Below are 23,910 nucleotides of genomic sequence, written 5' to 3'. Positions count from 1 at the left end.
TCAGGCGGCCTCCATGCCGGTGGCGGCCGCTTGGCCGATGATACGGTTGTCGAGAAGCTTGGTCTTGCCGAAGCGAACATAGAGAAGAACGAGTGCTGTGGTCGTCACGGTCTCGATGCGCTCCAGCGTGCGCGGATGGCGGATAGCAACGACTTCCGGCTCTGCGAGCGGTTCCGTTTGCAGGAATTCAATGAGTTTTGCTTCCAGGGTCGCGACGTCGCGGATGCCGGTCAGCAGAAGCCTTTCGGCTTCGGCGAGGGTCTTCGGCACGATCACGGCTGCCGCGCGTTCGGCGGGTGAGAGATAGACGTTGCGCGAGGAGCAGGCGAGGCCGTCGGCCTCGCGGACAGTTGGAACCGGTACGACGCGCACAGGTTGGGCGAGATCCTCGACCATCTTCTGGATGATGGTGACCTGTTGGTAGTCCTTCTCGCCGAAATAGGCGGCATCCGGCTGGACGATGTTGAAGAGCTTGGTCACCACGGTCGCGACGCCTGCGAAATGGCCGGGACGAGCTTCGCCTTCAAGCTCCGACCCGAGCTTTGGCAGATCAACGACCGTCTGCATCGGTTCGGGATATATGTCTTCAACGCCGGGGGCGAAGAGATAGTCGACGCCGGCCTCTTCGAGCATGGTGCTGTCGCGGGCGAGGTCGCGCGGATACTTTTCCAGATCCTCGTTCTTGCCGAACTGAAGCGGATTGACGAAGATCGAGACGACCGTCACGTCGTTTTCAGACTTGGCGCGGCCGACAAGGCTCAGATGCCCCTGATGCAGGTAACCCATGGTCGGCACGAAGCCTATGGTCTGGCCGGCGCGGCGGCGGGGCGCGAGCTTCTGTCGCAAAGCGGCGATCGTGGTGACGACTTCCATGACCGGCGTCCTCCCTGTCTTCTCACTGGCTCGGCTCTAGCGCTTGCCGTCAAAAAAGGCAATCGCACGAATCCTTTGCAGAAAATTCCTCAGAAACCGATTCGGCTGCTGTCGATGATCTCGACGCCCGCCTCGCGCATGGCTTCGATCGCGTCCTCCACGCCCTTCGCATCGATGCCACGGCAACCATCGGTGATCAGGCGGATCTTGACGCCCGGCAGCATTTCGACGGCATCGAGAGCCGAAAACTTTACGCAGTAGTCTGTCGCAAGGCCCATGATATCGACGTCAGTCACGTCCTTGGCCTTCAGCCAGTCGGAGAGGCCGGTGAGGGCGGCCTTGTCATTGTCGCGGAAGGCGGAATAGCTGTCGACGGCGGGGTTTTCGCCCTTGCGCTGGATGTAATCGATGCGGTCTGTGTCGAGATCGGGGTGGAACTCCGCGTCCTGCGTGCCCTGAACGCAATGGTCCGGCCACATTACCTGCGGCTGACCGGAGAGTTCGCCCATGTCGAATGGCTTCTTGCCCGGATGCTGGGATGCGAAGCTGCCATGGTTTGCCGGGTGCCAGTCCTGCGAGGCGACGACGAGATCATAGGCGCCATGCGCCATCAAACGGTTCGCCACGGGCACGACCGCGTCGCCTTCTGCAACCGGCAGATTGCCACCCGGGCAGAAGCCGTTCTGGATGTCGATGAGTAGCAGAGCCTTGGTCATGATCGCACTCCCATTCTTGTGCGGCGCAAGATGGCAATCGCCAGCCGCGGGATCAAGGCCGAAAGGACCTGAATTCAGAGGTTCCGAAACAGGGAACAATCATCTTGTTCCATCGTTCCGTTCAAATCGTCCTCCGACATGACCGCAGGCGGCCATGTCGGCAATTTTCAAAACATCGAATGGATTCGGCATGTTTCTCACCGTTACCGCCGTCGTCTTCGGGATTCTGGGGCTTGTCCTCGGAGCAGGGGGCATTCAGCTCCTGATCCTGGGGGGCAGCTTCTATTTCCTTCTCGCCGGACTTGCGTTTCTTGCGACAGCAGTCCTGCTTTTCCTGAGGCGGGTCGAGGCCCTTTGGGTCTATGGCCTCTTCATTTTGGGAAGTCTTGCCTGGGCCTTGTTTGAAGTCGGACTTGACTGGTGGCAGCTCGGTCCGCGCGGCGGGCTGATCATCGTCCTCGGCCTGTGGCTGATGTTGCCGGCCATTCGCCGAAAACTGGGACCGGCCGATCGACGCGAACGAGCGGCAACTGCCATCCTGCCGATTGCGGTGCCGGTTCTGATTGCCGTGATCGTCGCCGGGATCTCGCTCTTCGTCGAAACCTATGATCGCGACGGCGTTCTGCCGACCGAACAGGTGGCCGCAGCGCCGGCTCTCGGTGGCGCTGTTCCTGACGGTGATTGGCACCAGTATGGACGGACACCCTATGGCCAGCGCTATTCCCCACTGACCCAGATCAATACCGACAACGTTAAAGATCTGAAGATCGCGTGGACCTATCAGACCGGCGATGTGAAACTGCCGGAGGATGTGACCGAGACGACCTATCAGGTCACGCCGCTCAAGATCGACGACACGCTCTATCTCTGCACGCCGCACAATTGGGCGATCGCCGTGGATGCCGAGACCGGTCAGGAGAAGTGGAAGTTCGATCCGAATGCCGGTCTCGAATCCGATCGCCAGCATCAGACCTGCCGCGGTGTCACCTATTACCGTGATCCGACAGCCGTTGAAGGCACCGTTTGCGCCGAGCGCGTCTATCTGCCGACGTCGGATGCCAGGCTGATTGCCCTAGACGCCGGAACAGGCGCCATTTGCGAGAATTTTGCCGACGGCGGTACGCTCAGGCTCGAGCAGAACATGCCCTACAATCCGGCCGGCTATTACTATTCGACCTCGCCGCCGGTCATCGCTGCCGGCAAAATCATTATCGGCGGCGCCGTCAACGACAACTACTCGATCCAGTCGCCGTCCGGCGTCATCCGGGCCTTCGATGTGAACACCGGTGAACTGGTCTGGAACTGGGACAGCGGTAACCCGACGGAAACGGCGCCGATCGGCTCTGACGAGACCTACATGCCCAATTCGCCCAACAGCTGGTCGATCTTCTCGGTCGATGAGGAACTCGGCCTCGTCTATATCCCGCTTGGTAATCAGGTGCCCGACCAGCTCGGCATGGGGCGCAGCGAGAGTGTGGAGAAATACTCCTCTTCGATCGTCGCGCTCGACGTCAATACCGGACAGGATCGCTGGGTCATGCAGACGGTGCACCATGACCTCTGGGACATGGACGTCCCGGCACAGCCCGTGCTGATGGATCTGACGAATGCCGAGGGTGTCGTGACGCCCGCGCTGATCGGGCCGACCAAGCAGGGTGACATCTATGTGCTGGACCGCCGGACTGGCGAGCCGATCATTCCGGTGCGTGAGCTCCCGGCACCCGGTGGTGCGATCCCGGAAGATTTCACCGCGCCGACCCAGCCGATCTCGGATCTGACCTTCCGTCCGCCGACCATGACCGAGAGCAATATGTGGGGCCTGACCATCATCGACCAGATGATGTGCCGCATCCAGTTCCATCAGCTGAAATACGAGGGCCAGTACACGCCGCCCTCGCTGGAGGGGACGCTCGTTTATCCCGGCAATTTCGGTACCTTCAATTGGGGCTCGGTCGCCGTCGATCCGGAGCGTCAGGTGATGTTCGGCATGCCGACCTATCTGGCCTTCACGTCGAAGCTTGTGCCGCGTTCCGAAATTCCGCCGAAGGAAGAGGGCGAAACCGGCTCGGAGCAGGGGCTCAACCGCAACGAGGGTGCACCCTACGGGATCATCATGGGGCCGTTCCTGTCGCCGCTTGGCATTCCCTGCCAGGCGCCGCCATGGGGGACGATTGCCGGCGTCGACTTGCGTTCGGGTGAGATCGCCTATCAGAAGCGCAACGGCACGGTTTACGACATGACGCCACTGCCGCTGCCCTTCAAGGTCGGTGTGCCCGGTATCGGGGGCCCGATGATCACTAAGGGCGGCGTTGTCTTCCTCGGTGCTGCCGTCGACAACTACCTGCGGGCCTATAACCTGACGACGGGCGAGCAGCTGTGGGAGAGCCGACTGCCGGCTGGTGGCCAGGCGACCCCGATGACCTATGCGCTCGACAACGGCAAGCAGTATGTCCTGATGGTCGCTGGCGGTCATGGCTCGGTCGGCACCGACCCGGGCGATTATGTGATCGCCTACACGCTGCCGGATTGAGACGCGTTCGCTAGCTTTGAACCCGCCCTTGCACGTGGGCGGGTTCACTTTTGGCACACGTCCGTGTGTCTGGCCTTGCTGAGAAACGGAACGTTAACCATGTGATTCTACACACATGTCGTAACGTGAGGATGTTTCGCATGAGTAGCCAAGCCATGAACGGCCAGTCCAACCCGACGACCATCGCCTTCTTTCCGCTCGCGAGCCGCCGGGATCTGGTGCGCCGTTCCGCGATCGAACTCGACCGCCTGAATGGCTATGCCGCGACGGAATTCTGGAAGACGACATGCCGTCGGCTCGGCAACGAACTTCTCGAACTCGGTTGCCCCGAGGACGAGATGCGTGCCGAAATCATGGACTTCCAGGCGGCCGTCCAGGTCGAACTGATGTGGCTGCATCGCGAGGAAGCCGCCCAGGGCTGAGCCCTTTGGCCTCACGCGTGATAGTTCCTGTTGGCAACGCTGAGCGGTGCTTGTCCCCCGTCTCACCTCTCCGGTAAGACGGCGGCAGCATCACTCCAGTTCGAGCAGCGCAGCCTTGGCCAAACTCCACTACATCTACGCCACCATGAATGCCGGTAAGTCGACGCTGCTTTTGCAGGCGGCGTATAATTACCAGGAGCGCGGCATGCGGGTGGCGATGCTGATCAGCTCGCTCGACAATCGTGCCGGCAAGGGCTTCATCGGCTCGCGGATCGGCCTGCGGGCCGAGGCTTCTGCTTTCGGCTCCGAGGCTGATCTCTTCACGGCCATCCAAGCGGATCATGAGGCTTCGCCTCTGTCCTGCGTCTTCGTCGATGAAGCGCAGTTCCTCACCACCGAACAGGTTTGGCAGTTGGCGCGTGTCGTCGATTCCCTTGACATCCCTGTGATGACTTATGGATTGCGGACCGATTTCCGCGGCGAACTCTTCCCCGGCTCGAAAGCGTTGCTCGCGATCGCCGACGAACTCACCGAGGCCCGTTCCATCTGCCATTGTGGCCGCAAGGCGACCATGGTCGTTCGCGTCGGCGAAGACGGCAAGGCGCAGCGGGACGGCGCCCAGGTGCTGATTGGCGGAAACGAGACCTATACCTCTCTCTGCCGCCGCCATTGGCAACTGGCCTTTGCCGCGGAAGAAGTGACCGCCAGCAACTGAGCGCTTGCAGCGTCAGCCGTTCCGGTTGACCAGCTTCTGCCAGAGCAGCAGTCCGCCGCGCGCGAGAACCCGGCTCACTTCCAGATAGGCGCGGTAGGGCAGAACGGTGAGATAGCGCCAGCGCGGCAGCTTATGGGCATTGATATTGCCCTGGATCTGCGATTCGAATTCTGAATCCTGGCTTGCCGCCAGGGGAGTGACGAAAGCGCCCTTCAGGCCCGACAGGTATTCGAGATCGAACGCGATGTCGTAAGCGAGCCGCATCGGCACGAGTTTTTCGGAGATCCAGCGGGCCGCCTTGCGGTTGATCATGTAGGCGCCCGAGCCCTTTTCGCGGGTCAGGGCGATTGAAAGGGAGCGGGCGTTCGTCAGCTTGCGAAAGGGAAACTTCCGGCCACTGCTGACCGTGGTGAGGCGCAGGATATCCCAGGCATCGGCGTTTTTCGCTGCCGCGTCGATCGTTTCGAGAAAGTCCGGCTCGAATGTCACATCGTCTTCGAGAATGAGACAGAGATCCGCGTCTGAAGCGAGGAAGCGGCGCGCGCAGTCCACATGGCTCAGATAGCAGCCGACCTCGCCGTGTTTCAGGCGGCGACCATGCAGCAGCTTGTAGGAGAGTTCGGAGAATTCCGGGATCGGGAAATTGAGGTTTCGGCCGATCACCGCTGGGACACGCTCGGCGACGATGCCGGCGGCGGCCGTCTCGCGGTTCATCACCTCCATGCGGTCTTCCGCGCCATCCATGTTGATCAGGTAGACGGCGAGGTTGAGGCGGCTTTCCGGCAGGACTTGCAAGGCGGTCTCCATCGACACGTGCGGGCGCCCAGCCTTCTGCGCAATCTTCACGAAACCGTCAATAGTGCCGGGTGGTTCAGGCTTTCTCAACGAACCCGTCAAGCACGCGTTTCTGGCCCGCCCGGTCGAAGTCGATCGTCAGCTTGTTGCCCTCGATCGCCGAGACATTTCCATTGCCGAACTTCATGTGGAAGACGCGGTCGCCGACGGAAAAGCGTGACGGTTCCGATGTCGTCGACTTGGCGACAAGTTCGCCGTCGATCGTCTTCGCCCTCGGGCCGCTTTCGCCATAACCGATCCGCTCCACAGCATGACCTGAGCGGTTGCCCCAGTTGTCGCGGGTGGCGTCGGTCTTGTTGGCCTGGGCGCGTTTCCAGCCGGGTGTCGAATAGCTGTTCTGGAAGGGCTCCTGCTTGTCGAAGCGTGACTGGCCGTAGGGGTTGCGACCGTAGCCGCCATAGGAGGTCTCGGCTTCCGCGACTTCGACATGGGCGGGCGGTAGCTCTTCGAGGAAGCGCGACGGCAGGGTGGATTGCCAAAGGCCATGAATGCGGCGGTTAGAGACGAACCAGATGTGACAGCGACGCTTGGCGCGGGTGATGCCGACATAGGCGAGGCGGCGCTCTTCTTCGAGACCCGAGCGGCCGCCTTCGTCCAGCGCGCGCTGGTGGGGAAACAGACCTTCTTCCCAGCCGGGCAGGAAGACGGTCTCGAATTCGAGGCCCTTGGCGGAATGCAGCGTCATGATCGAGACGGCATCAAGGTTTTCGTTGGTCTCGGCATCCATGACCAGGGACACGTGTTCGAGAAAGCCGCGTAGGCTCTCGAAGGCCTCCATCGAGCGGATGAGTTCCTTCAGGTTTTCCAGGCGGCCCGGCGCTTCTGCCGACTTGTCGTTCTGCCACATGGCCGTATAGCCGCTCTCGTCGAGAATCTGTTCGGCGAGTTCGGTATGCGGCGTGGTTTCGAGCAGCGACTGCCAGCGGCGAAAATCCGTGACGACGTCGAAGAGCGCCTTGCGGGCCTTAGGCTTCAGCTCGTCGGTCTCAATGATGTCGGCCGCTGCCGCCAGCATCGGGATGTCGCGGGCGCGTGCATAGTCGTGCAGATTGCGGATCGTCGTGTCGCCGAGGCCGCGCTTAGGCGTATTGACGATGCGCTCGAAGGCGAGGTCGTCGGCCGGCTGGCAGACCATCCGGAAATAGGCCATGGCATCACGGATCTCGAGGCGCTCGTAGAAGCGCGGGCCGCCGATGACTCGGTAATTCAGGCCGAGCGTTACAAAGCGGTCTTCGAATTCGCGCATCTGGAAGGAGGCGCGGACGAGGATCGCCATGTTGTTCAGCGGGTGCTGATTGCGCTGGAGCTGCTCGATCTCCTCACCGACAGCGCGAGCTTCCTCTTCCGAATCCCAGGCGGCATGGACAACGACTTTGTCGTCATTCGGATCAACGCGATCGGTGAATAGGGTCTTGCCGAGGCGGCCCTCATTATGCGCGATCAGAAATCCGGCAGCACCCAGGATATGTTCGGTCGAACGGTAATTGCGCTCGAGCTTGATGACCTTGGCGCCGGGGAAATCCTTCTCGAAGCGCAGGATGTTGTCCACCTCCGCGCCGCGCCAGCCATAGATCGACTGGTCGTCGTCGCCGACGCAGCAGACATTTTGCGGCACGCCCGGCGGCCGCTGGGCCAGCAGCCTCAGCCACATGTATTGGGCGGTGTTGGTGTCCTGATATTCGTCGACCAGCACGTATTTGAAGCGCTGATGATATTCCTTCAGCACGTCCGGGTTCGCTTTGAACATCCGGATCGGATGCAGGAGCAAGTCGCCGAAATCGCAGGCGTTCAGCGTCTTCAGGCGGTTCTGGTAGGCGATGTAGAGTTCACGACCCTTGCCGTTGGCGAAGGCGCGGGCATCCCCTTCGGGGATCTGGGCGGGGTCCAGCCCCTTGTTCTTCCAGCCGTCGATCATCTGGGCGAATTGCTTGGCCGGCCAGCGTTTGTCATCGAGGCCTTCGGCTTGGATGATCTGCTTGATCAGACGCACGACATCATCGGTGTCCAGGATGGTGAAGTCGGAGCGTAGGTCAACCAGTTCGGCATGGCGACGAAGCAGCTTGACGCCTATCGAGTGGAATGTGCCGAGCCAGGGCATGCCTTCGACGGCGCCACCAACGAGATGGCCGATGCGCTCCTTCATCTCGCGGGCAGCCTTGTTGGTGAAGGTCACCGCCAGGATCTGGCTTGGAAAGGCTTTCCCGGTTGCCAGGATATGGGCAATGCGGGTGGTGAGGACGCGTGTCTTGCCGGTGCCGGCGCCTGCGAGCACCAGTACCGGCCCATCGACGGTTTCGACCGCTTCGCGCTGTTCCGGGTTGAGGCCGGAGAGATAATCGGGCGCTCTCGCCTGGTCGCGGGCTGCCATGGCGCGGGCCGCAATGCCAAGGCCACCGGCTGCAGGAGTGCCAGCAGCGGGTGCGGGGGACGCGGCAGGCTTGCGCGGTGCGGGTTCTTCGTCGAAGAAGGGAATGTCGTCGAAACCGTTACTCATGCGGCTCAATGTAGTGATTCGGGTCGGAAAGGCCAGTGACGGCGTTCTGGTTTTATTCCTACCGCCTTGTTGCGCACGGAATTCGGGAGGCTTCGGCCGCCGGATATGTTAGGCTATCCGAAGGACAGCTTTGACCGGCATGCAGTAGGTGCGGGATCACGGCGGCGTGAAAAGACGCGAGATTACAAATCAGTAAGCTTGACGTTCTGGCATTGCCACCGAGGGTTTGCGCCCGATACTTAACCGACATCATCCAGTTCGACATTTCGGAGCCTTGCATGCCGCTTTGGAAGCAACTCGCCATCAGTATTGCCCTCTTGTTCATCGGCCTCTGTTCGTGGGTCTATTTTTCGCCCGGTGCCGGCCAGGCGCTCGTCTCCATGGGCGTGCCCCAGTCTGTCGTAGGCGTGATCGCCGCGACCCCGGAAGCCGAGGGGCAGGGCGGTCAGCGGGTCCAGTCAGGGGGCCAAGGTGGAGCCCAGGGCCAGGGGCAGGGCAATCGGCGCGGCGGCGGCAACCAGGCCATTCTTGTGGCAACCCAGGCCGTCGCGATCGGTGTTGTCAATGACCGGCTGAGCGCCATCGGCGACGGTGAGGCTGTTGAGGCCGTCACCGTCATGCCTCAGACGTCGGGCATGCTCGACGAGATCCTCGTGTCCTCCGGCCAGAAGGTCAGCAAAGGCGACGTTATCGCCCGGCTCGATCGCGAGGAGCAGGTCATCCTGCGCGATCAGGCTGCCGTTGCGCTTCGCAGTGCGAAAGAGAAAGCCGAGTCATACCGCAATCTCCAGAGCTTCTCCCGTCTCGACGTCCTCGACGCGCAGATTGCGGAGGAGCAGGCGCAACTGCAATTGACGACCGCCGAGCTCAATCTGAAACGCCGCGACATCATCGCGCCCATTGACGGTATCATCGGGATCGTCGGCGTGAGCGTCGGCGACAATGTCACCAATTCGACCCCCATCGTATCGCTCGACAACCGCAGCCAGCTTCTGGTCGATTTCTGGGCGCCCGAGCGTTTTGCCGCTGCCGTAACGCCCGGCATGCCCGTGGAAGCCCGGTCCGTTTCCCGTCCGGGGCAGGTGTTTCAGGGGAGCGTCGAGGCGGTGGACAGCCGCGTCGATCAGGCCAGCCGGACCATCCGCATCCGCGCGAAAATCGACAATCCGGACGACGTATTGCGTGCCGGCATGTCGTTCAACGTCGTTATGCGCTTCCCCGGCGATCAATATGCAGCGGTCAATCCGCTTGCCGTCCAGTGGGATGGCGAGGGCTCCTTCGTCTGGCAGATCGTTGATAACAAATCCGTGAAGACGCGGGTCACCATTGTGCAGCGCAACTCGGATCAGATCCTGGTGGACGCGTCGCTCAAGGAAGGCGATGTGGTTGCCGTTGAAGGACTGCAGCGGGTGCGAGAAGGCGGGACCGTCGAAGTCGCCGGGGCACCGCAGGATGGTTCTGAGGAGGTCGGCGCGCGATGAGTTCTACGGGGAACGGTTCCGAACAATCCGGACGCAGCTTTACCGCTCTTTTCATTCGCCGCCCGGTGCTGGCAGCGGTGTTGAACACGCTGCTGGTCGTGGCTGGCCTTGCGGCGCTTGCCGGCATCGAAATCCGCGAACTGCCCGATGTGGACCAGCCAGTCATCACCGTCAGCACCAATTATGACGGTGCCTCTGCGCAGACCATGGACCAGGAAGTCACGCGAACCATTGAGGGCGCCGTCGCCCGGGTGAGCGGACTGAAGTCCATGTCGTCGCGATCCTCGTTTGGCCAGAGCCGCACGACGCTCGAATTCAGCGACAATGCCGACCTCGCCGTTGCTGCCAATGACGTGCGTGACGCCCTCGGTCGAATCCGGAACCAGCTTCCCGACGATGTCGACGAGCCGCGTATCGTCAAGGCGGATGCGGACTCCCAGCCGATCATGCGTCTCGGCGTGACATCCAGCACGCTTTCCATGGAAGACCTGACGCTTCTGGTCGAAAACGAGATCTCCGACCGGCTGGCCGCTGTCGATGGCGTGGCCGACGTCCAGATCTATGGCGACCAGGAAAAGGTCTTCCGCGTTGACGTCAACCAGGCGGCACTCGCCAGCCGTGGCTTGAGCGTCGCCGATCTGGCTTCCAGTCTGCAGAACGCTTCGCTCGACGTGCCGGCAGGTTCGCTTGAATCGCAGACGCAGGACATCGTCGTCCGTGCCACCGCAAACCTCACCACGGTCGAGGACTTCGAAAACGTCTTGATCGGCGAACGCGTCCGCTTGCGCGATGTGGCCACCGTGACGCTCGGCCCCGATGACGGCTCGACATCGCTGCGCTCCAACGGGGTGCCAGGCGTCGGGCTTGGTGTCGTTCGCCAGGCGCAGTCCAATACGCTCAACATCTCGGCCGGCGTTCATGCGGCAGTCGAGGGGATGCAGGACGCTCTTCCCGAGGGAACCCGCGTCATTGTTACCAGTGACGACGCGGTGTTCATCCAAGGGGCGTTGCACGAAGTTCAGATCGCCCTTGGCCTGTCTGCGGCAATCGTGCTGGTCGTCCTGTTTCTTTTCCTGCGAGACTGGCGCGCAACGCTGATCCCCGCGCTGACGATGCCCGTTGCCTTGATCGGCACCCTGGCCGCGATCTATCTCGTCGGATTCTCGATCAACATCCTCACGCTGCTCGCGATTGTTCTCGCCACGGGTCTCGTCGTCGATGACGCGATCGTCGTGCTCGAGAACATCGTGCGCCGTCGTGGGGAGGGCTTGGGTCCTCGCGCTGCGGCGGTGCTCGGTGCGCAAGAGGTTTTCTTTGCCGTTCTCGCGACGACGGCGACCCTTGCCGCCGTCTTCGTTCCGCTGTCCTTCCTGCCGGGGCAGCTCGGTGGGCTCTTCCGCGAATTCGGCTTCGTGCTGGCCTTTGCCGTGCTTTTGTCGTCCGCCACGGCGCTGACGCTCTGCCCGATGATGGCGTCGCGCATGTTGTCGCGCGAGGCAGAGGAGGATCATGGCGTTCTGGGCTCAGTGGGGCGCCGCTTCGCCAGCTTCTATGGGCGCACGCTTCGGGCCTGCCTCGGCAATCCGCTCATCGTCATCATTGTCGCAGTGGTGTTCTCAGGCGCGGCCTATCTTTCCTTCACCGGTATCCGCAGTGAAATCACGCCGCGCGAGGATCGCTCGATGGTCATGATGCGGTTGACGACGCCGCAGGGCTCGAGCCTGGCCTACACGCGTGATCAGCTCCAGCGGGTCGAAGAATATCTGCAGCCGTTGCGCGATAGCGGGGAAATCCAGAACGTCTTCTCGATTTCTGGACAGGGCTCTTCGAACAGCGCCTTCATGGTGATGACGCTCGCGCCTTGGTCTGAGCGCAGCCGCACACAGGACCAGATCGCCCAGGACATCAATGCGGCGACGGCCAAAGTGCCAGCGCTCCGCGGTAATGTCTTCCAATCGAACAGCTTGCGGATCCGCGGCGCCGGCAGCGGGCTGCAGATGGCCATGGTCGGATCGAGCCATGAGAACCTGACCGAAGCTGTGCTATCGGTGGTCGAGCAGATGCGCGACCGACCGGAATTCCAGACGCCGCGAATCGACAACGAGCCGACACAGGCGCAGATATCTGTCACCATCGATCGTGAACGGGCGTCGGACCTCGGCATCGATATCGGTGCGATCGGAACCTCGCTGCAGGCGCTTCTCGAAGGTCGATCGGTCACGGACGTCTTCGTTGACGGCAATTCGATCCCGGTGCGGCTGGTCTCCAGCACGCAGCCGATCAACGATCCGACGGACCTCGAAAACATCTTCCTGACCACATCCGATGGCCGGGTGGTGCCGATGTCGTCGATCGCTTCGCTGGAAGAGAAGGCCGTATCGCCAACCCTCAACCGCGAACAGCAGCTCGCGTCTGTGTCCTTCTCGGCAGGCCTTGCCGATGGCGTGGCGCTCGGGGATGCGGTCGAAGTTGCGACGCAGTTGGCACAGCCGCTTCTGCCGCCGGGTTCGCGCCTGATCCCGCTCGCCGAAGCGGCGACGCTGGAAGAGAACAGCTATGGCATGGCGCTGACCTTCGGCTTCGCGGTTGCGATCATCTTCCTGGTGCTCGCTGCGCAGTTCGAAAGCGTGGTCTCCTCGCTGATCATCATGGCGACGGTGCCGCTCGGTCTTGCCTGTGCCGTCTTCGCGCTCGTCGTTACCGGATCGACGCTCAACATCTACAGTCAGATCGGCCTCGTTCTGCTTGTGGGTGTTATGGCGAAGAACGGCATTCTGATCGTCGAATTTGCCAACCAGTTGCGTGATCGCGGGCTTTCCGTTCGCGAGGCGATCGAAACGGCCTGCACCATCCGACTTCGTCCCGTCATGATGACGATGATCGCGACCGTTTTCGGTGGCGTTCCGCTGGTGCTGGCGCAAGGTGCCGGCGCGGAAGCGCGCATCGCGCTCGGCTGGGTGATCGTCGGCGGTCTCGGCTTTGCCACCCTGGTGACGCTTTACGTCACGCCGGTCGCCTATCTCCTGCTTGCCCGCTTCTCCAAGCCGCATGCCCAGGAAGAGGCGCGCCTGAAGACGGAACTCGAGGATGCCACGCTGAAGATCGCCAATGATCGTGGCGCGCCGCCGAGGGTTGCGGCCGAGTAACAGGAAGAGCTCGCCTCTGCGGCTGTCTGACGACTGGACAATCTCTGAGCCCTATCCCATAGCAGGGACGCACCATTTTCCCGGTGCGTCCCATGGCTATTATTCGGGAGGTCGCGGATGGCCCGCAAGGATGTGATCGACGGCAAACGCAATGAAGAAGGCATCGCTCTTGCCTTGCCGCTCCTCAAGCAGCGTTTCGGAGAGCGCTTCCAGACAGGTCAGTCGTTCCGCGACCAGCACAGCCACACCACCACCTATCTGCCTTCACAGCGACCGGATGGGGTCGTCTTCGCCGAAAGCAGCGAGGATGTTCGAGAGGTCGTGCGGATTTGCGCCACGCATCGCGTGCCGGTCGTGCCTTTCGGCACAGGCTCCTCGCTGGAGGGGCAGGTGAACGCACCTTGCGGCGGCATATCGATCGATTTCAGCCGTATGAACCGGATCCTCTCGGTCAATGCCGAGGATCTGGACTGCACGGTCGAGCCGGGCGTGACGCGCGAGGACCTCAACACCTATCTGCGCGACACCGGTCTGTTCTTCCCCATCGATCCGGGCGCGAATGCGTCGCTCGGCGGCATGACCGCGACGCGCGCGTCCGGTACCAATGCAGTGCGGTATGGCACGATGAAGGACAATGTGCTGGCGCTGACGGTGGTGACGGCCGATGGCGAGGAGATCCGCACTGCGCAGCGGGCCCGCAAGTCCTCGGCTGGCTATGATCTGACGCGGCTCTTCGTCGGTTCGGAAGGGACGCTCGGGGTCATCACCTCGATCACGCTCAGGCTGCAAGGCATTCCGGCGAAGATCAGCGGCGGCGTCGTAGCTTTCCCGACGCTCGAAGACGCCTGCAATGCGGTCATCATGACGATCCAGTTGGGGATCCCGGTGGCGCGCATCGAACTCCTGGACGAGATGCAGATCCGCGCCTGCAACGCTTATTCCAAGCTTTCCTATGCCGAGCGTCCGACCTTGTTCATCGAGTTCCATGGGACGGAAGAGACGGTGGCGCTTCAGGCAGAACAGTTCGGCGAGATCGCGGCTGAGTTCGGCGGTGGAGAATTTGCCTATACCGCCAACGCGGAAGAGCGGAACCAGCTCTGGAAAGCGCGCCACAACGCCTATTGGGCAAGCCGGGCGCTGGCGCCGGAACTTTCGGCCCTGTCGACGGATGTCTGCGTGCCGATTTCGCGTCTCGCCGAATGCGTGGCCGCGACGCAGGCGGATATTCGCGAACACGGCTTCCTGGCGCCGATTGTCGGCCATGCCGGTGACGGCAATTTTCATGTCCTGCTGCTGTTCAACGACAAGGACGCCGCTGATGTCGAGAAGGCTGAAGCCTTCCTGGAGCGGCTGAACGGGCGGGCGCTTGCCATGGAAGGCACCTGCACCGGAGAGCATGGTATCGGACAGGGCAAGATCAGCTATCTCGAGCAGGAACTGGGATCGGCGCTGCCTGCCATGCGTGCGATCAAGGCAGGGCTCGATCCAGACAATATTTTCAATCCCGGCAAGATCTTTCGCCTGTGACTGCAAGAGCTTGCGGGTTGCCCCTGCGGTGAATTGCGTTACCTTCGGGCCGTAATCAAGGGAGTGGCATTCGGTGCTCGGACGCATACTGGTAACGTTTGGCGGCCTTCTGGTGGTTGCGCTCTTTGCAGCGCTGCTCGCCCCCTTGTTTGTCGACTGGACCAATTTCCGCCGCGACTTCGAGGATCAGGCGAGCCAGTTGCTCGGCAAGAAGGTCGTGGTCAATGGTGAGGTTTCGGCACGGCTCCTACCGTTTCCGTCCGTCACCATGGAGGATGTGACCGTCGGGACCGATGTGGACGGCACGCCGCTGGTCCGGGTCGCCCGCTTCTCGCTCGATGCGGAACTTGCGCCCTTCCTGTCCGGCGAGGCGCGCATCTTCGACATGCGCATCGAGGAGCCGAAGGCACGCATCCGGCTTCTGCCCGACGGGACGCTGGACTGGTTGCGCGGCAGCAGACCGAGCATCCCGGCGCGCACCGTCGTTCTGGAAAAGGTCTCCGTTACCGGCGGCACGGTCGAGTTCATCGACGAGCAGTCGGGACGCAATCGCGTGCTCACCGAGCTCGACGCTGCTCTGTCTGCACGCACGCTTGCGGGGCCCTGGTCGGTCCAGGGCAGGGCGGTGCTCGACGGAGAGGCCGGGCAGTTCGGCCTGACCACCTCGGAATTTTCGAGCGTTTCGCTTCCGCTTCGCTTGCGGATCGATCCGGAAGCGCGTCCCTTCGACCTGATGCTCGAAGGAGAACTGGCGCTGGAAGAGGGCAAGCCGCAATACGCCGGCAGCTTCTCGTCCACCTGGAAGATCGCGAGACCGGCCGAGGCTCTGGAAGCTGGGCAGACGCCGGTGCCAGCGCCTCGGATGCGCGGCGAGTTCAAACTCGCAAATGACAGCATCACGGTTCCGAGCTATCGCCTCGAACTCGGCGATGCCGTCGATCCTTACGTGATTTCGGGCGAAGGCAAGCTCGACACCGGTGCAAATCCGGAGTTCCTGCTAACCGCCGAGGGCCAGCAGGTCGACGTCAATAGGCTGGCCGTCGATGGCAGCCGGGCAAAGACCTCCCGCAACGGTACCGTGTCCGTCCAGCAGCGCCTTGCGCTCCTGCTCGCGACCGCTGCCGAAATCCCGATCCCCAAGGTTCCCGGACGGGCGACACTGCGCCTGCCGGCGATCGTGGCGGGCGATACCGTGTTTCGCGACCTGCAACTCGATGTGCGCCCCGCGGGCAACGGCTGGACCGTTGAAAAGGCCGTCGGCCTCTTGCCGGGCCGCACACAGGTCGAGGCAAGTGGCCGCCTGGTGCTCGTGGGCACGCCCTCCTTCCAGGGCAATGTCCTGATTGCGTCGACCCAGCCTTCGGGCCTCGCCACCTGGATTGCAGGGCGCGTCGACCCGGCGATCCGTGGCCTTTCCTCGGCCGGTTTCTCAGCCTCGGTCAACCTTGCCCCCGAATTGCAGCGCTTCGAAAATCTGGAGCTTGCGATCGGCGCGGAGCCACTAAAGGGACGGATCGAGCGGGAATCGCCGATCGGTCAAGCGGCGAGCCTCTCCATCGATCTGAGCGGAGACGGTCTCGATCTCGATGCCGCACGGGCGATCGCCGCTTTGGTCGTCGGCGAGGACGCCGAACAGCGGCTGCTTGCCGAACGGGTTGCGACCCGTCTGAAGGTGGGTGCGCTGCGGGCCTTCGGTGTGACCGCCGAGGACGTCGAGGCGATTGCCACATACGAGGCTGGGCAGCTTTCGATCGAGAGGTTCAACCTCGGCAGTGTCGCTGGCAGCGCAATCCGGGTTACCGGCACCCTTCGGGATACGCTGGCCACGCCGGCGGGTGAGGCGGAGATCGGGTTCGTCTCTGAGGATCCAGGTCCGTTCCTTGCGCTCCTCAGGGAGCGGCTGCCCGCCAGCTCTCTCATCGACCGGTTGGCCCGGAGTGCGCAGTGGTATCCGCAGACTGACATCAAGGGTCGGCTGCAGGTGACGGAGGCGGGTGCCGTGACGCTTGGACTGACCGGTCGCGTCGACCAGACTGCGCTTGCCGTGACGGCCGAGGCTGACGCAATCTCCGCGTTCCTCGCGGGCGGCAAACGTAGCGTCGACATCCGACTGGAGAACGAGGAGGCGCAGGTTCTTCTCGGACAGGTCGGTTTTGATCCCCTGCCATGGACAACCGGCGACGGTGGCGTTCTGACCTTGACGGTGAACGCCGCGGGCGAGGGAAATGCCGACGCCATGGTGCGCTTTGCGGGGCCTGCGACCACGCTCAATGCGACGGCGCAGCTGACGGCTTTCGACACGCCCGGCATGCTGGATGGCGGGTGGGATGTCTCGCTCGACAGCCAGGACATTGGTCCCTATCTGATGACGTTGGGTCTCAGCCTACCCGATGCGGCGGCCGGTCTTCCGGTAAAGGGGGAGACCCGATTCTCGCTTGGCGACGGTCAGCTTGCGATCGAACGCATGACTGGGACGATCGGTGGACAACAGGTCGAGGCTGAGGGGCAGGTGACCCTGACGGGATCCGTTCCCTCATTAGCCGGTACTTTGAGCCTCGATGAACTCGATCTCGAGTGGCTGGCGGCGACCATCGTCGGCCCGCTCACGGATCCGGTTGATGGCGCGTTGTCGGATGCGGCTCTCGGCGCCGCCAGCTTGCCCTTCGATCTCGATCTTGGCCTGACCGTCAAGCAATTCTGGCCCGGTGCGGCAGAGGCCATGACGGATGTGTCCGGAAGGCTGCGGAACAGGGCCGGCGAACTTAGCTTCGATGACATCGCAGGCGACTGGCTGGGCGGCAAGGCGAAGGGTCGGTTCTCGGTGGCCAACACCGACGGAAACGGCTTTCTGCAAGCCCGCCTCGATCTCGAGGATGGCGATCTGCTGAGGACGATCAATGCGCTGCGTCTCGGCCGTGGAATGACGGAGACCGAAACACCCGCCGGACGCATGGATGTGACTTTGGTTGCCGAAGGCGCCGGCAAGACGCCGGCCGAGTTGATCGGCACGGCCAGTGGCTCTGGCGAGGCGCGGTTCCGCAGCCTCACGCTCGACCGCTTGCATCTCGATATCATGCCGGCACTGACTGCCGAGGTGGACGCCCTGGGGACGGAGATCAGTGAGGACAAGGTTCGGGATATCACCGAGCGGCTGGTCGGGAATGGTCGAACGGAACTGACGGGGTTGATCCTGCCCTTTGCCTTGTCGGACGGGACGCTGCGCATTCAGGCGGCGAGCCACCAGACGGATGCGGCCAAGATCGACGGTGCGCTCCGGCTCGATCTGCGCGCCGCCGTGCTCGAGGGTGAAATCGGTGTGGCCCTGAACGCCGGAGAGGCCGCCATGGACGGGGGAGAGCCTAATTTCCGGCTCCTCTTCCGAGGTGATGCCCTTTCGCCCAGTCAGTCACTTGACGTTACGGAACTCACGAACTTCGCCTCTCTGCGAGCCTTCGAAACCGAGCGGCGGAGGGTCGAGGCGCTGCAAGCAAGCGTTCTCGAAAAGCAGAGGCTGAGACGGGAGGCGGCGCTTGCGCGGTCGCGTGCCGAAGAGCGGGTGCGGGCAGAAGCCGAACGTCTGCGGCTGGAAGAGGAGGCGCGGCTCAAGGCTGAAGCTGAAGCCCGGGCGGCACAAGAGGCCGAACCCTTGGATGCTCAACCGGAGGTGCCACCAGCCACATCGGTGGAGCCCCTGACGACCGAAACGGTGCCCGTCGCGCCCGTTCTTCCAGTGGCACCGGAAGAACGCGTGATCCGTCAGCCCTTGCCCGAGATGCGGTTCGAGGGACTGCCTGGGGTCAACTGAGGAAACTGCGTTGGACGTTCGCCTCTGCCGTTCTGTCCAAGACCTTGTCTTACATCGAGGCAGCCGCCTGCTTGAGTTCGCGCAAGACGAACAGGCGAAGTGCAGAGGATAGGTTCGAGTCGAGCGCACGGCTCTCGTCGATTTCGGCGATCAGGGCTGCAAAGCTCAAACCGCGTTTCCTGGCGATGGTTTTCAACTCGTCGAGGAAGGCGTCTTCGACCGAAAAACTGGTGCGGTGTCCGTGGAGGGTGATCGAGCGCTTGCGGATCATGGCGGTCACCGTCTTGAATGTTCGAGGTATGGCTGTGCCGATGCGCCCAGACACCTTTTCGGATCAATCCTGCTCGGGCTTCTCGATCCGCCCCTGTTCGTGCTGCCGGGCCGCCTTTTCGTTGCGTGCTTTGGTCAGCGTTTTTTCCGCTTTGGTTCTGCCATGGCTGATGCGGTTCTGTTCGGCCACGGTCTCCCGCTCGTCCCGGGCTTTTGCCTTGCGGAACTGACGGAGATTGACGATGTCGGCCATGGTCTCAACTCCACGGAAAAGGCCGGGCAGGGGCCCGGCCGTTCGTCATGTCACTGCTTCTTGCGGAAGGCGTCGAGCGAAACGACGGAGCCTTCCTTCTTCTCTTCCGTCTTGCCGGCTTCCGCTTCTTCCGTCTTGGCGACGGCCTCCAGCGGATAGGCGGTGATCTCGGCTTCGCCTTCTTCCTCGTCGGCCAGCGGTACGTCGAATTCGAGTTCGAAGTTCACCGAGGGGTCGTAGAAGCCGCGGATGGCGTTGAAGGGCACCACGAGCTTTTCCGGCGTGTCGGAGAAGGAGAGGCCGATCTCAAAGAGGCTGTCGGTGACCTTCAGGTCCCAGAACTGATGCTGGACGACGATGGTCATCTGCTCGGCATATTTCGCCTTGAGATGCTGGGAAATGCGAACGCCTGGCGCACCGGTCAGGAAGGTGATGAAGAAATGATGGTCACCCGGCAGGCGCCCCGTCGCGGCAACCTCGGCCAAGACCTTACGGATGACGCCACGGAGGGCGTCCTGGGCCAGAATGTCGTAGCGAATATGGTCGTGCCCCATCAGATCCTGCTTTCGTTATCATGCCGATTTCAGCGGCTTATGCCACGACGCGGCGGCGCGGAAAAGCCCCGACGCGTGAAACTGGTTCGCGCAATGTACATCAAATCTCGGCCTGCTGGTAGCAGCGAAATCCGAAGCAAAGTCATGCGGAAGACAGGGAGTGAAGACTGAGGGTCAATTGGGAGGAGGAGGTAGGTGAAGGCTTCTGTTGCCAGGTGCCTTCGGACCCCGCCTTAAGGGGCTAACCCTAAGGACTTAGAGCGGGTTTCCCGCACCGCCATTAGGCAGCGAGAGCGTAACCCTTAGCGTTGTTGTCGTTTGCAACTACACTTGTGACCCGATAACGGCGGTATCATGCCGAGCAAAAGTTCGATCTTTACGCCCTTGTCGATCCTATTTCGCCCCCATCAAAAGCCGGTCCGAATAGTCTTCGTTACCGACCGGTTTTTGGTGGAGGCGCCGGGTACCGCCCCCGGGTCCAATAGGTTTATTACACCGACCGTTTATTGCCATAGCCGGAGCAAGCCCCGGCAAGGCTGATATAGGTGTTTCCTTTCCCGATGAAAAGAGGCTAACCGACAGGATCGCGGATTATGCCGCGCGGACCGGGGAAAACCCATGAAGCCGATTGGTTCGCGGCCCGGCCGGCGATAAGATGGCGCCGACAACGACTCGATGATGGACCCATGCACCAGTATCACGACCTTCTGCGCCACGTTCTGGAGACCGGCAGCGATCGCGGTGACCGCACGGGCACCGGCACCCGCTCCGTGTTCGGTTACCAGATGCGCTTCGATCTGGCGGAAGGCTTTCCTGTCATCACGACGAAACGACTGCATCTGAAGTCGATCATTCACGAACTGCTCTGGTTCCTGAAGGGCGATACGAATATCCGCTACCTGAAGGAAAACGGCGTCAGCATCTGGGACGAATGGGCCGACGAAAACGGCGACCTTGGTCCCGTCTATGGTGCGCAGTGGCGTTCCTGGCCGGATTATGACGGCGGGCAGATCGACCAGATGGCGAAGCTCGTCGAGAGCATCAAGACAAACCCGAACTCACGACGCCACATCGTCACCGCCTGGAACCCGGCGCTGGTCGACGAGATGGCACTTCCGCCCTGCCACTGCCTCTTCCAGTTTTACGTGGCCGATGGCCGCCTATCCTGCCAGCTCTACCAGCGCTCGGCCGATATCTTCCTCGGCGTTCCCTTCAATATCGCCTCTTACGCGCTGCTGACCCTGATGATTGCGCAGGTGACCGGTCTCGAGCCGGGAGACTTTGTCCATACGCTGGGCGACGCCCATCTCTATGCCAATCATTTCGATCAGGCGAAGCTTCAGCTGACACGCACGCCGAAGGCGTTGCCGGTCATGAAGCTCAATCCCGACGTCAAGGATCTGTTTTCCTTCGCGTATGACGACTTCACCCTGATCGGCTATGAGGCCGATGCAAGCATCAAGGCGCCGATTGCCGTCTGACGGTGCGGTGAACGGGTTCGGCATGGCTGACATCAAGACCGTCATCATCGTTGCCGTGTCGCGGAACGGGATCATTGGCCGCGACGGCGACATGCCGTGGAAGCTGTCGACCGACCTGAAGCGCTTCAAGGCGCTCAGCATGGGCAAGCCGCTGGTGATGGGGCGCAAGACCTTCGAATCTGTAGGGTCGAAACCGCTTCCTGGTCGGCCACATATCATTGTCAGCCGCAGTCAGACCTTCGACATGTCCGGCGTTGAAACCGTGAAGAGTCTCGACGAAGCTCTCGAACGGGGCAGGGCGATTGCGGCCGAGCTCGGTGTGAACGAGGTGTGCGTCGTGGGCGGTGGCGAGATTTATCGCCAGGCACTGGCGTTTGCCGATCTCCTGCATGTCACCCATGTCGAGACAGTTGTGGACGGGGATACTTCGTTTCCGATGATCGATCCCGCATCGTTCGAATGCGTCCAGGAAATTGGCGTTCCGGCCGGCGACAAGGACAATTACCCCACACGATACGCGATATACCGTCGCAGGGCCGCCTGATAACGCAAAATTTGCCCTTTCCGAAGAAGAAGTTGGCCTCTTCGCGTTGAAAGCAAGGGCTTCGATACCTATAACCCTTTGGAACCTCATGCATGCTGGTCAATCGGCCAGCGGGCGGGGGACTTGGGAGCTTTTACAGCAAAGAGGTATTGATGCCCTGGAGCAATCAAAACGGCGGCGGCGGCGGTCCTTGGGGCGGCGGCGGCGGCGGCGGTAACAATCAGGGCCCCTGGGGGCAGGGGCCAAACCGGCCACGCGGAAACGGCGGTGGCGGCGGCGGCAACCAGCCCCCGGATCTGGAGGATCTGATCCGCAGAGGTCAGGATCGACTGAAGAATGTCGTGCCCGGCGGGTTCAACGGCGGTGCATTCGTGATCGTCGGTATTGTGCTGGTCGCCTTCTGGGCGATGCAGGCCATCTACACGGTTCAGCCGGACGAGCGCGGCGTTGAACTGCGCTTCGGCAAGCCGAAGGAAGAAATCTCGATGCCGGGCCTGCATTTCCATCTCTGGCCGATCGAATCGGTCGAGATCGTCAAGGTCACCGAGCAGCAGCAGAACATCGGCAGCCGTCCGACCTCGAACAATCCTGGCGCCGGCCTGATGCTCAGCGGCGATCAGAACATCGTCAGCGTCCAGTTCTCGGTGCTCTACACCGTGTCGGACCCGCAGTCCTATCTCTTCAACCTCGAAGATCCGACCCAGACCCTCCAGCAGGTGTCCGAGAGCGCCATGCGTGAAGTTGTCGGTCGTCGTCCGGCCCAGGATGTCTTCCGCGACAACCGCGAACAGATCTCCACCCAGGTTCGTGACATCATCCAGGGCACCATGGACACCTATGGTGCCGGCATCGCGATCAACGCGGTTCCGATCGAAGACGCGGCTCCGCCGCGCGAAGTGGCCGAAGCCTTCGAAGAAGTGCAGCGCGCCCAGCAGGACGAAGACCGCTTTGTCGAAGAAGCCAACCAGTACGCCAACCAGCGTCTCGGTCAGGCACGAGGCCAGGCAGCACAGATCCGCGAAGAGGCAGCCGCCTACAAGGACCAGGTCGTCAAGGAAGCCGAGGGTGAGGCGCAGCGCTTCATCTCGATCTACGACGAATACGTAAAGGCGCCCGACGTAACCCGTCAGCGCATCTACCTGGAGACCATGGAGAACGTTCTGCGCAATTCGAACAAGGTGATCATCGGCGAACAGCAGGGTGTCGTACCGTACCTGCCGCTCAACGAACTCATGCGTCAGCAGGGCAACCAGGGCGCCGGCCAGTCAACGACGGGGGGGAACTGACATGCAGAACCGTCTTTCCTATTTCCTCGTCGCCCTCGGCGTCGCGCTGTTCTTCGTCTATTCCTCTATTTTTGTGGTCAACGAGCGAGAGCAGGCCATCGTCCTGCGCTTCGGTCAGATTCAGGACGTGAAGAACGAGCCGGGCCTCTATTTCAAGCTGCCCTTCGCCTTCATCGACGCCGATCGCGTGCAATATGTCGAAGACCGCGCGCTGCGTTTCGATCTGCCTGACATTCGTGTTCAGGTCCGTGGCGGTGCGTTCTATGAAGTCGATGCATTCGCGGTCTATCGGATCACCGATGCCCGCCGTTTCCGTGAAACGGTTTCGGCGGACCGCGTAGCCGCAGAATCGCGTCTTCGTACCCGTCTCGATGCAGCCCTCCGCCGTGTCTACGGTCTGCGCAACTTCGATGCAGCGCTCTCCGAAGAGCGTGGCTCGATGATGTCCGACGTTCGCAACGATCTCCAGGCAGCGGCTGAAAGCCTCGGCCTGCAGGTCACCGACGTCCGCATTCGTCGTACCGACCTGACGCAGGAAGTCTCGCAGCAGACCTTCGAGCGTATGAAGGCCGAGCGTCTCGCGGAGGCTGAACTGATCCGTGCGCGGGGTAACGAAGAAAGCCAGCGTCGCCGGGCGATCGCCGACCGTCAGGTCGTCGAGTTGCAGGCCGGAGCGCAGCGCGATTCGGAAATCCTGCGTGGTGAAGGCGATGCAGAGCGTAACAGCATCTTCGCCGATGCCTTCCAGCGTGATCCGGGCTTCTTCGAGTTCTACCGCTCGATGCGCGCCTATGTTGCTTCGATGAGCAATCAGGGCACGACGATGGTGCTGTCGCCTGACAGTGACTTCTTCCGCTTCTTCAACAGCGGAGCCGGTACGGGCAACTCGGCGACGGTGCCACCTGCACCTGCTGCCGCCCAGCAACCGGCCCCACCGCCGGCACCTACCGGCAACTGA

Annotated in this window: 18 protein-coding genes and 1 other RNA gene; 11 read left to right on the top strand and 8 right to left on the bottom strand. The window is 62.1% G+C overall.

Annotated features, from left to right (window positions below):
- Both panC and pncA read right to left on the bottom strand, forming a co-directional pair.
- Entirely contained in the window at nucleotides 1-873 is an 873-nt protein-coding gene (gene panC / locus D4A92_RS19130; protein WP_203016583.1) for a pantoate--beta-alanine ligase, read from the bottom strand.
- An 89-nt stretch (nucleotides 874-962) separates the two neighbouring features.
- On the bottom strand, nucleotides 963-1,589 hold the full coding sequence (gene pncA, locus D4A92_RS19125) for a bifunctional nicotinamidase/pyrazinamidase (RefSeq protein WP_203016582.1): 627 nt from the start codon (nucleotides 1,587-1,589) through the stop codon (nucleotides 963-965).
- A 190-nt stretch (nucleotides 1,590-1,779) separates the two neighbouring features.
- Between pncA and D4A92_RS19120 the strand changes: the two genes are divergently transcribed.
- The 3 genes from D4A92_RS19120 to D4A92_RS19110 all read left to right on the top strand — a co-directional run bounded on the left by D4A92_RS19120 (nucleotide 1,780) and on the right by D4A92_RS19110 (nucleotide 5,256).
- The gene (locus tag D4A92_RS19120; RefSeq protein WP_203016580.1) at nucleotides 1,780-4,119 is read left to right on the top strand and encodes a glucose/quinate/shikimate family membrane-bound PQQ-dependent dehydrogenase; all 2,340 of its coding nucleotides are present in this window, start codon (nucleotides 1,780-1,782) and stop codon (nucleotides 4,117-4,119) included.
- 140 nt (nucleotides 4,120-4,259) lie between these two features.
- The gene (locus tag D4A92_RS19115; protein WP_054151711.1) at nucleotides 4,260-4,541 is read left to right on the top strand and encodes a DUF6074 family protein; all 282 of its coding nucleotides are present in this window, start codon (nucleotides 4,260-4,262) and stop codon (nucleotides 4,539-4,541) included.
- Nucleotides 4,542-4,656: 115 nt separating this feature from the next.
- On the top strand, nucleotides 4,657-5,256 hold the full coding sequence (locus D4A92_RS19110; protein ID WP_203016578.1) for a thymidine kinase: 600 nt from the start codon (nucleotides 4,657-4,659) through the stop codon (nucleotides 5,254-5,256).
- Between the two features lie 12 nt (nucleotides 5,257-5,268).
- On the opposite strand, the gene D4A92_RS19105 is transcribed toward D4A92_RS19110, so the two are convergent.
- Both D4A92_RS19105 and D4A92_RS19100 read right to left on the bottom strand, forming a co-directional pair.
- Entirely contained in the window at nucleotides 5,269-6,051 is a 783-nt protein-coding gene (locus tag D4A92_RS19105; protein WP_246753981.1) for a glycosyltransferase family 25 protein, read from the bottom strand.
- A 76-nt stretch (nucleotides 6,052-6,127) separates the two neighbouring features.
- Nucleotides 6,128-8,605 carry an ATP-dependent helicase gene (locus tag D4A92_RS19100; RefSeq protein WP_203016576.1) on the bottom strand — a complete coding sequence of 826 codons (2,478 nt, stop codon included), beginning with the start codon at nucleotides 8,603-8,605 and terminating at the stop codon, nucleotides 6,128-6,130.
- A 278-nt stretch (nucleotides 8,606-8,883) separates the two neighbouring features.
- Here D4A92_RS19100 and D4A92_RS19095 point away from each other — a divergent pair, with 278 nt between their 5' ends.
- The 4 genes from D4A92_RS19095 (at nucleotide 8,884) to D4A92_RS19080 (ending at nucleotide 18,564) form a co-directional block, all read left to right on the top strand.
- On the top strand, nucleotides 8,884-10,086 hold the full coding sequence (locus D4A92_RS19095; protein ID WP_203016574.1) for an efflux RND transporter periplasmic adaptor subunit: 1,203 nt from the start codon (nucleotides 8,884-8,886) through the stop codon (nucleotides 10,084-10,086).
- The gene (locus D4A92_RS19090; protein WP_203016572.1) at nucleotides 10,083-13,232 is read left to right on the top strand and encodes an efflux RND transporter permease subunit; all 3,150 of its coding nucleotides are present in this window, start codon (nucleotides 10,083-10,085) and stop codon (nucleotides 13,230-13,232) included. The genes D4A92_RS19095 and D4A92_RS19090 overlap by 4 nt, the downstream gene beginning before the upstream one ends.
- A 117-nt stretch (nucleotides 13,233-13,349) precedes the next feature.
- On the top strand, nucleotides 13,350-14,759 hold the full coding sequence (locus D4A92_RS19085) for an FAD-binding oxidoreductase (protein WP_203016570.1): 1,410 nt from the start codon (nucleotides 13,350-13,352) through the stop codon (nucleotides 14,757-14,759).
- A 73-nt stretch (nucleotides 14,760-14,832) separates the two neighbouring features.
- The gene (locus D4A92_RS19080; RefSeq protein ID WP_203016568.1) at nucleotides 14,833-18,564 is read left to right on the top strand and encodes an AsmA family protein; all 3,732 of its coding nucleotides are present in this window, start codon (nucleotides 14,833-14,835) and stop codon (nucleotides 18,562-18,564) included.
- Between the two features lie 49 nt (nucleotides 18,565-18,613).
- Here the strand turns inward: D4A92_RS19080 and D4A92_RS19075 are convergent, their stop codons facing one another.
- The 4 genes from D4A92_RS19075 to ssrA all read right to left on the bottom strand — a co-directional run bounded on the left by D4A92_RS19075 (nucleotide 18,614) and on the right by ssrA (nucleotide 20,212).
- Entirely contained in the window at nucleotides 18,614-18,835 is a 222-nt protein-coding gene (locus D4A92_RS19075) for a ribbon-helix-helix domain-containing protein (protein ID WP_203016567.1), read from the bottom strand.
- 63 nt (nucleotides 18,836-18,898) lie between these two features.
- Nucleotides 18,899-19,087: a DUF4169 family protein gene (locus D4A92_RS19070; RefSeq protein WP_203016566.1), complete on the bottom strand. Its 189-nt coding sequence runs from the start codon at nucleotides 19,085-19,087 to the stop codon at nucleotides 18,899-18,901.
- A gap of 50 nt (nucleotides 19,088-19,137) precedes the next feature.
- On the bottom strand, nucleotides 19,138-19,641 hold the full coding sequence (locus D4A92_RS19065; RefSeq protein WP_006725985.1) for an SspB family protein: 504 nt from the start codon (nucleotides 19,639-19,641) through the stop codon (nucleotides 19,138-19,140).
- A gap of 194 nt (nucleotides 19,642-19,835) precedes the next feature.
- Nucleotides 19,836-20,212: a transfer-messenger RNA gene (ssrA, locus tag D4A92_RS19060) on the bottom strand.
- A 115-nt stretch (nucleotides 20,213-20,327) separates the two neighbouring features.
- Between ssrA and D4A92_RS19055 the strand changes: the two genes are divergently transcribed.
- From D4A92_RS19055 to hflC, 4 genes are all read left to right on the top strand, one after another.
- Complete coding sequence (locus D4A92_RS19055) at nucleotides 20,328-21,122, top strand: thymidylate synthase (protein WP_203016565.1); 795 nt, start codon at nucleotides 20,328-20,330, stop codon at nucleotides 21,120-21,122.
- Between the two features lie 22 nt (nucleotides 21,123-21,144).
- Nucleotides 21,145-21,666, top strand: coding sequence for a dihydrofolate reductase (locus D4A92_RS19050; protein ID WP_203016564.1), 522 nt, complete (start codon nucleotides 21,145-21,147; stop codon nucleotides 21,664-21,666).
- 152 nt (nucleotides 21,667-21,818) lie between these two features.
- Nucleotides 21,819-22,952: an FtsH protease activity modulator HflK gene (gene hflK / locus D4A92_RS19045; protein WP_203016563.1), complete on the top strand. Its 1,134-nt coding sequence runs from the start codon at nucleotides 21,819-21,821 to the stop codon at nucleotides 22,950-22,952.
- 1 nt (nucleotide 22,953) lies between these two features.
- Nucleotides 22,954-23,910: a protease modulator HflC gene (gene hflC, locus D4A92_RS19040; RefSeq protein ID WP_203016562.1), complete on the top strand. Its 957-nt coding sequence runs from the start codon at nucleotides 22,954-22,956 to the stop codon at nucleotides 23,908-23,910.

The organism is Rhizobium rosettiformans (assembly GCF_016806065.1).
Taxonomy (GTDB): domain Bacteria; phylum Pseudomonadota; class Alphaproteobacteria; order Rhizobiales; family Rhizobiaceae; genus Allorhizobium.
This window is presented reverse-complemented; position numbering and strand designations above follow the sequence as displayed.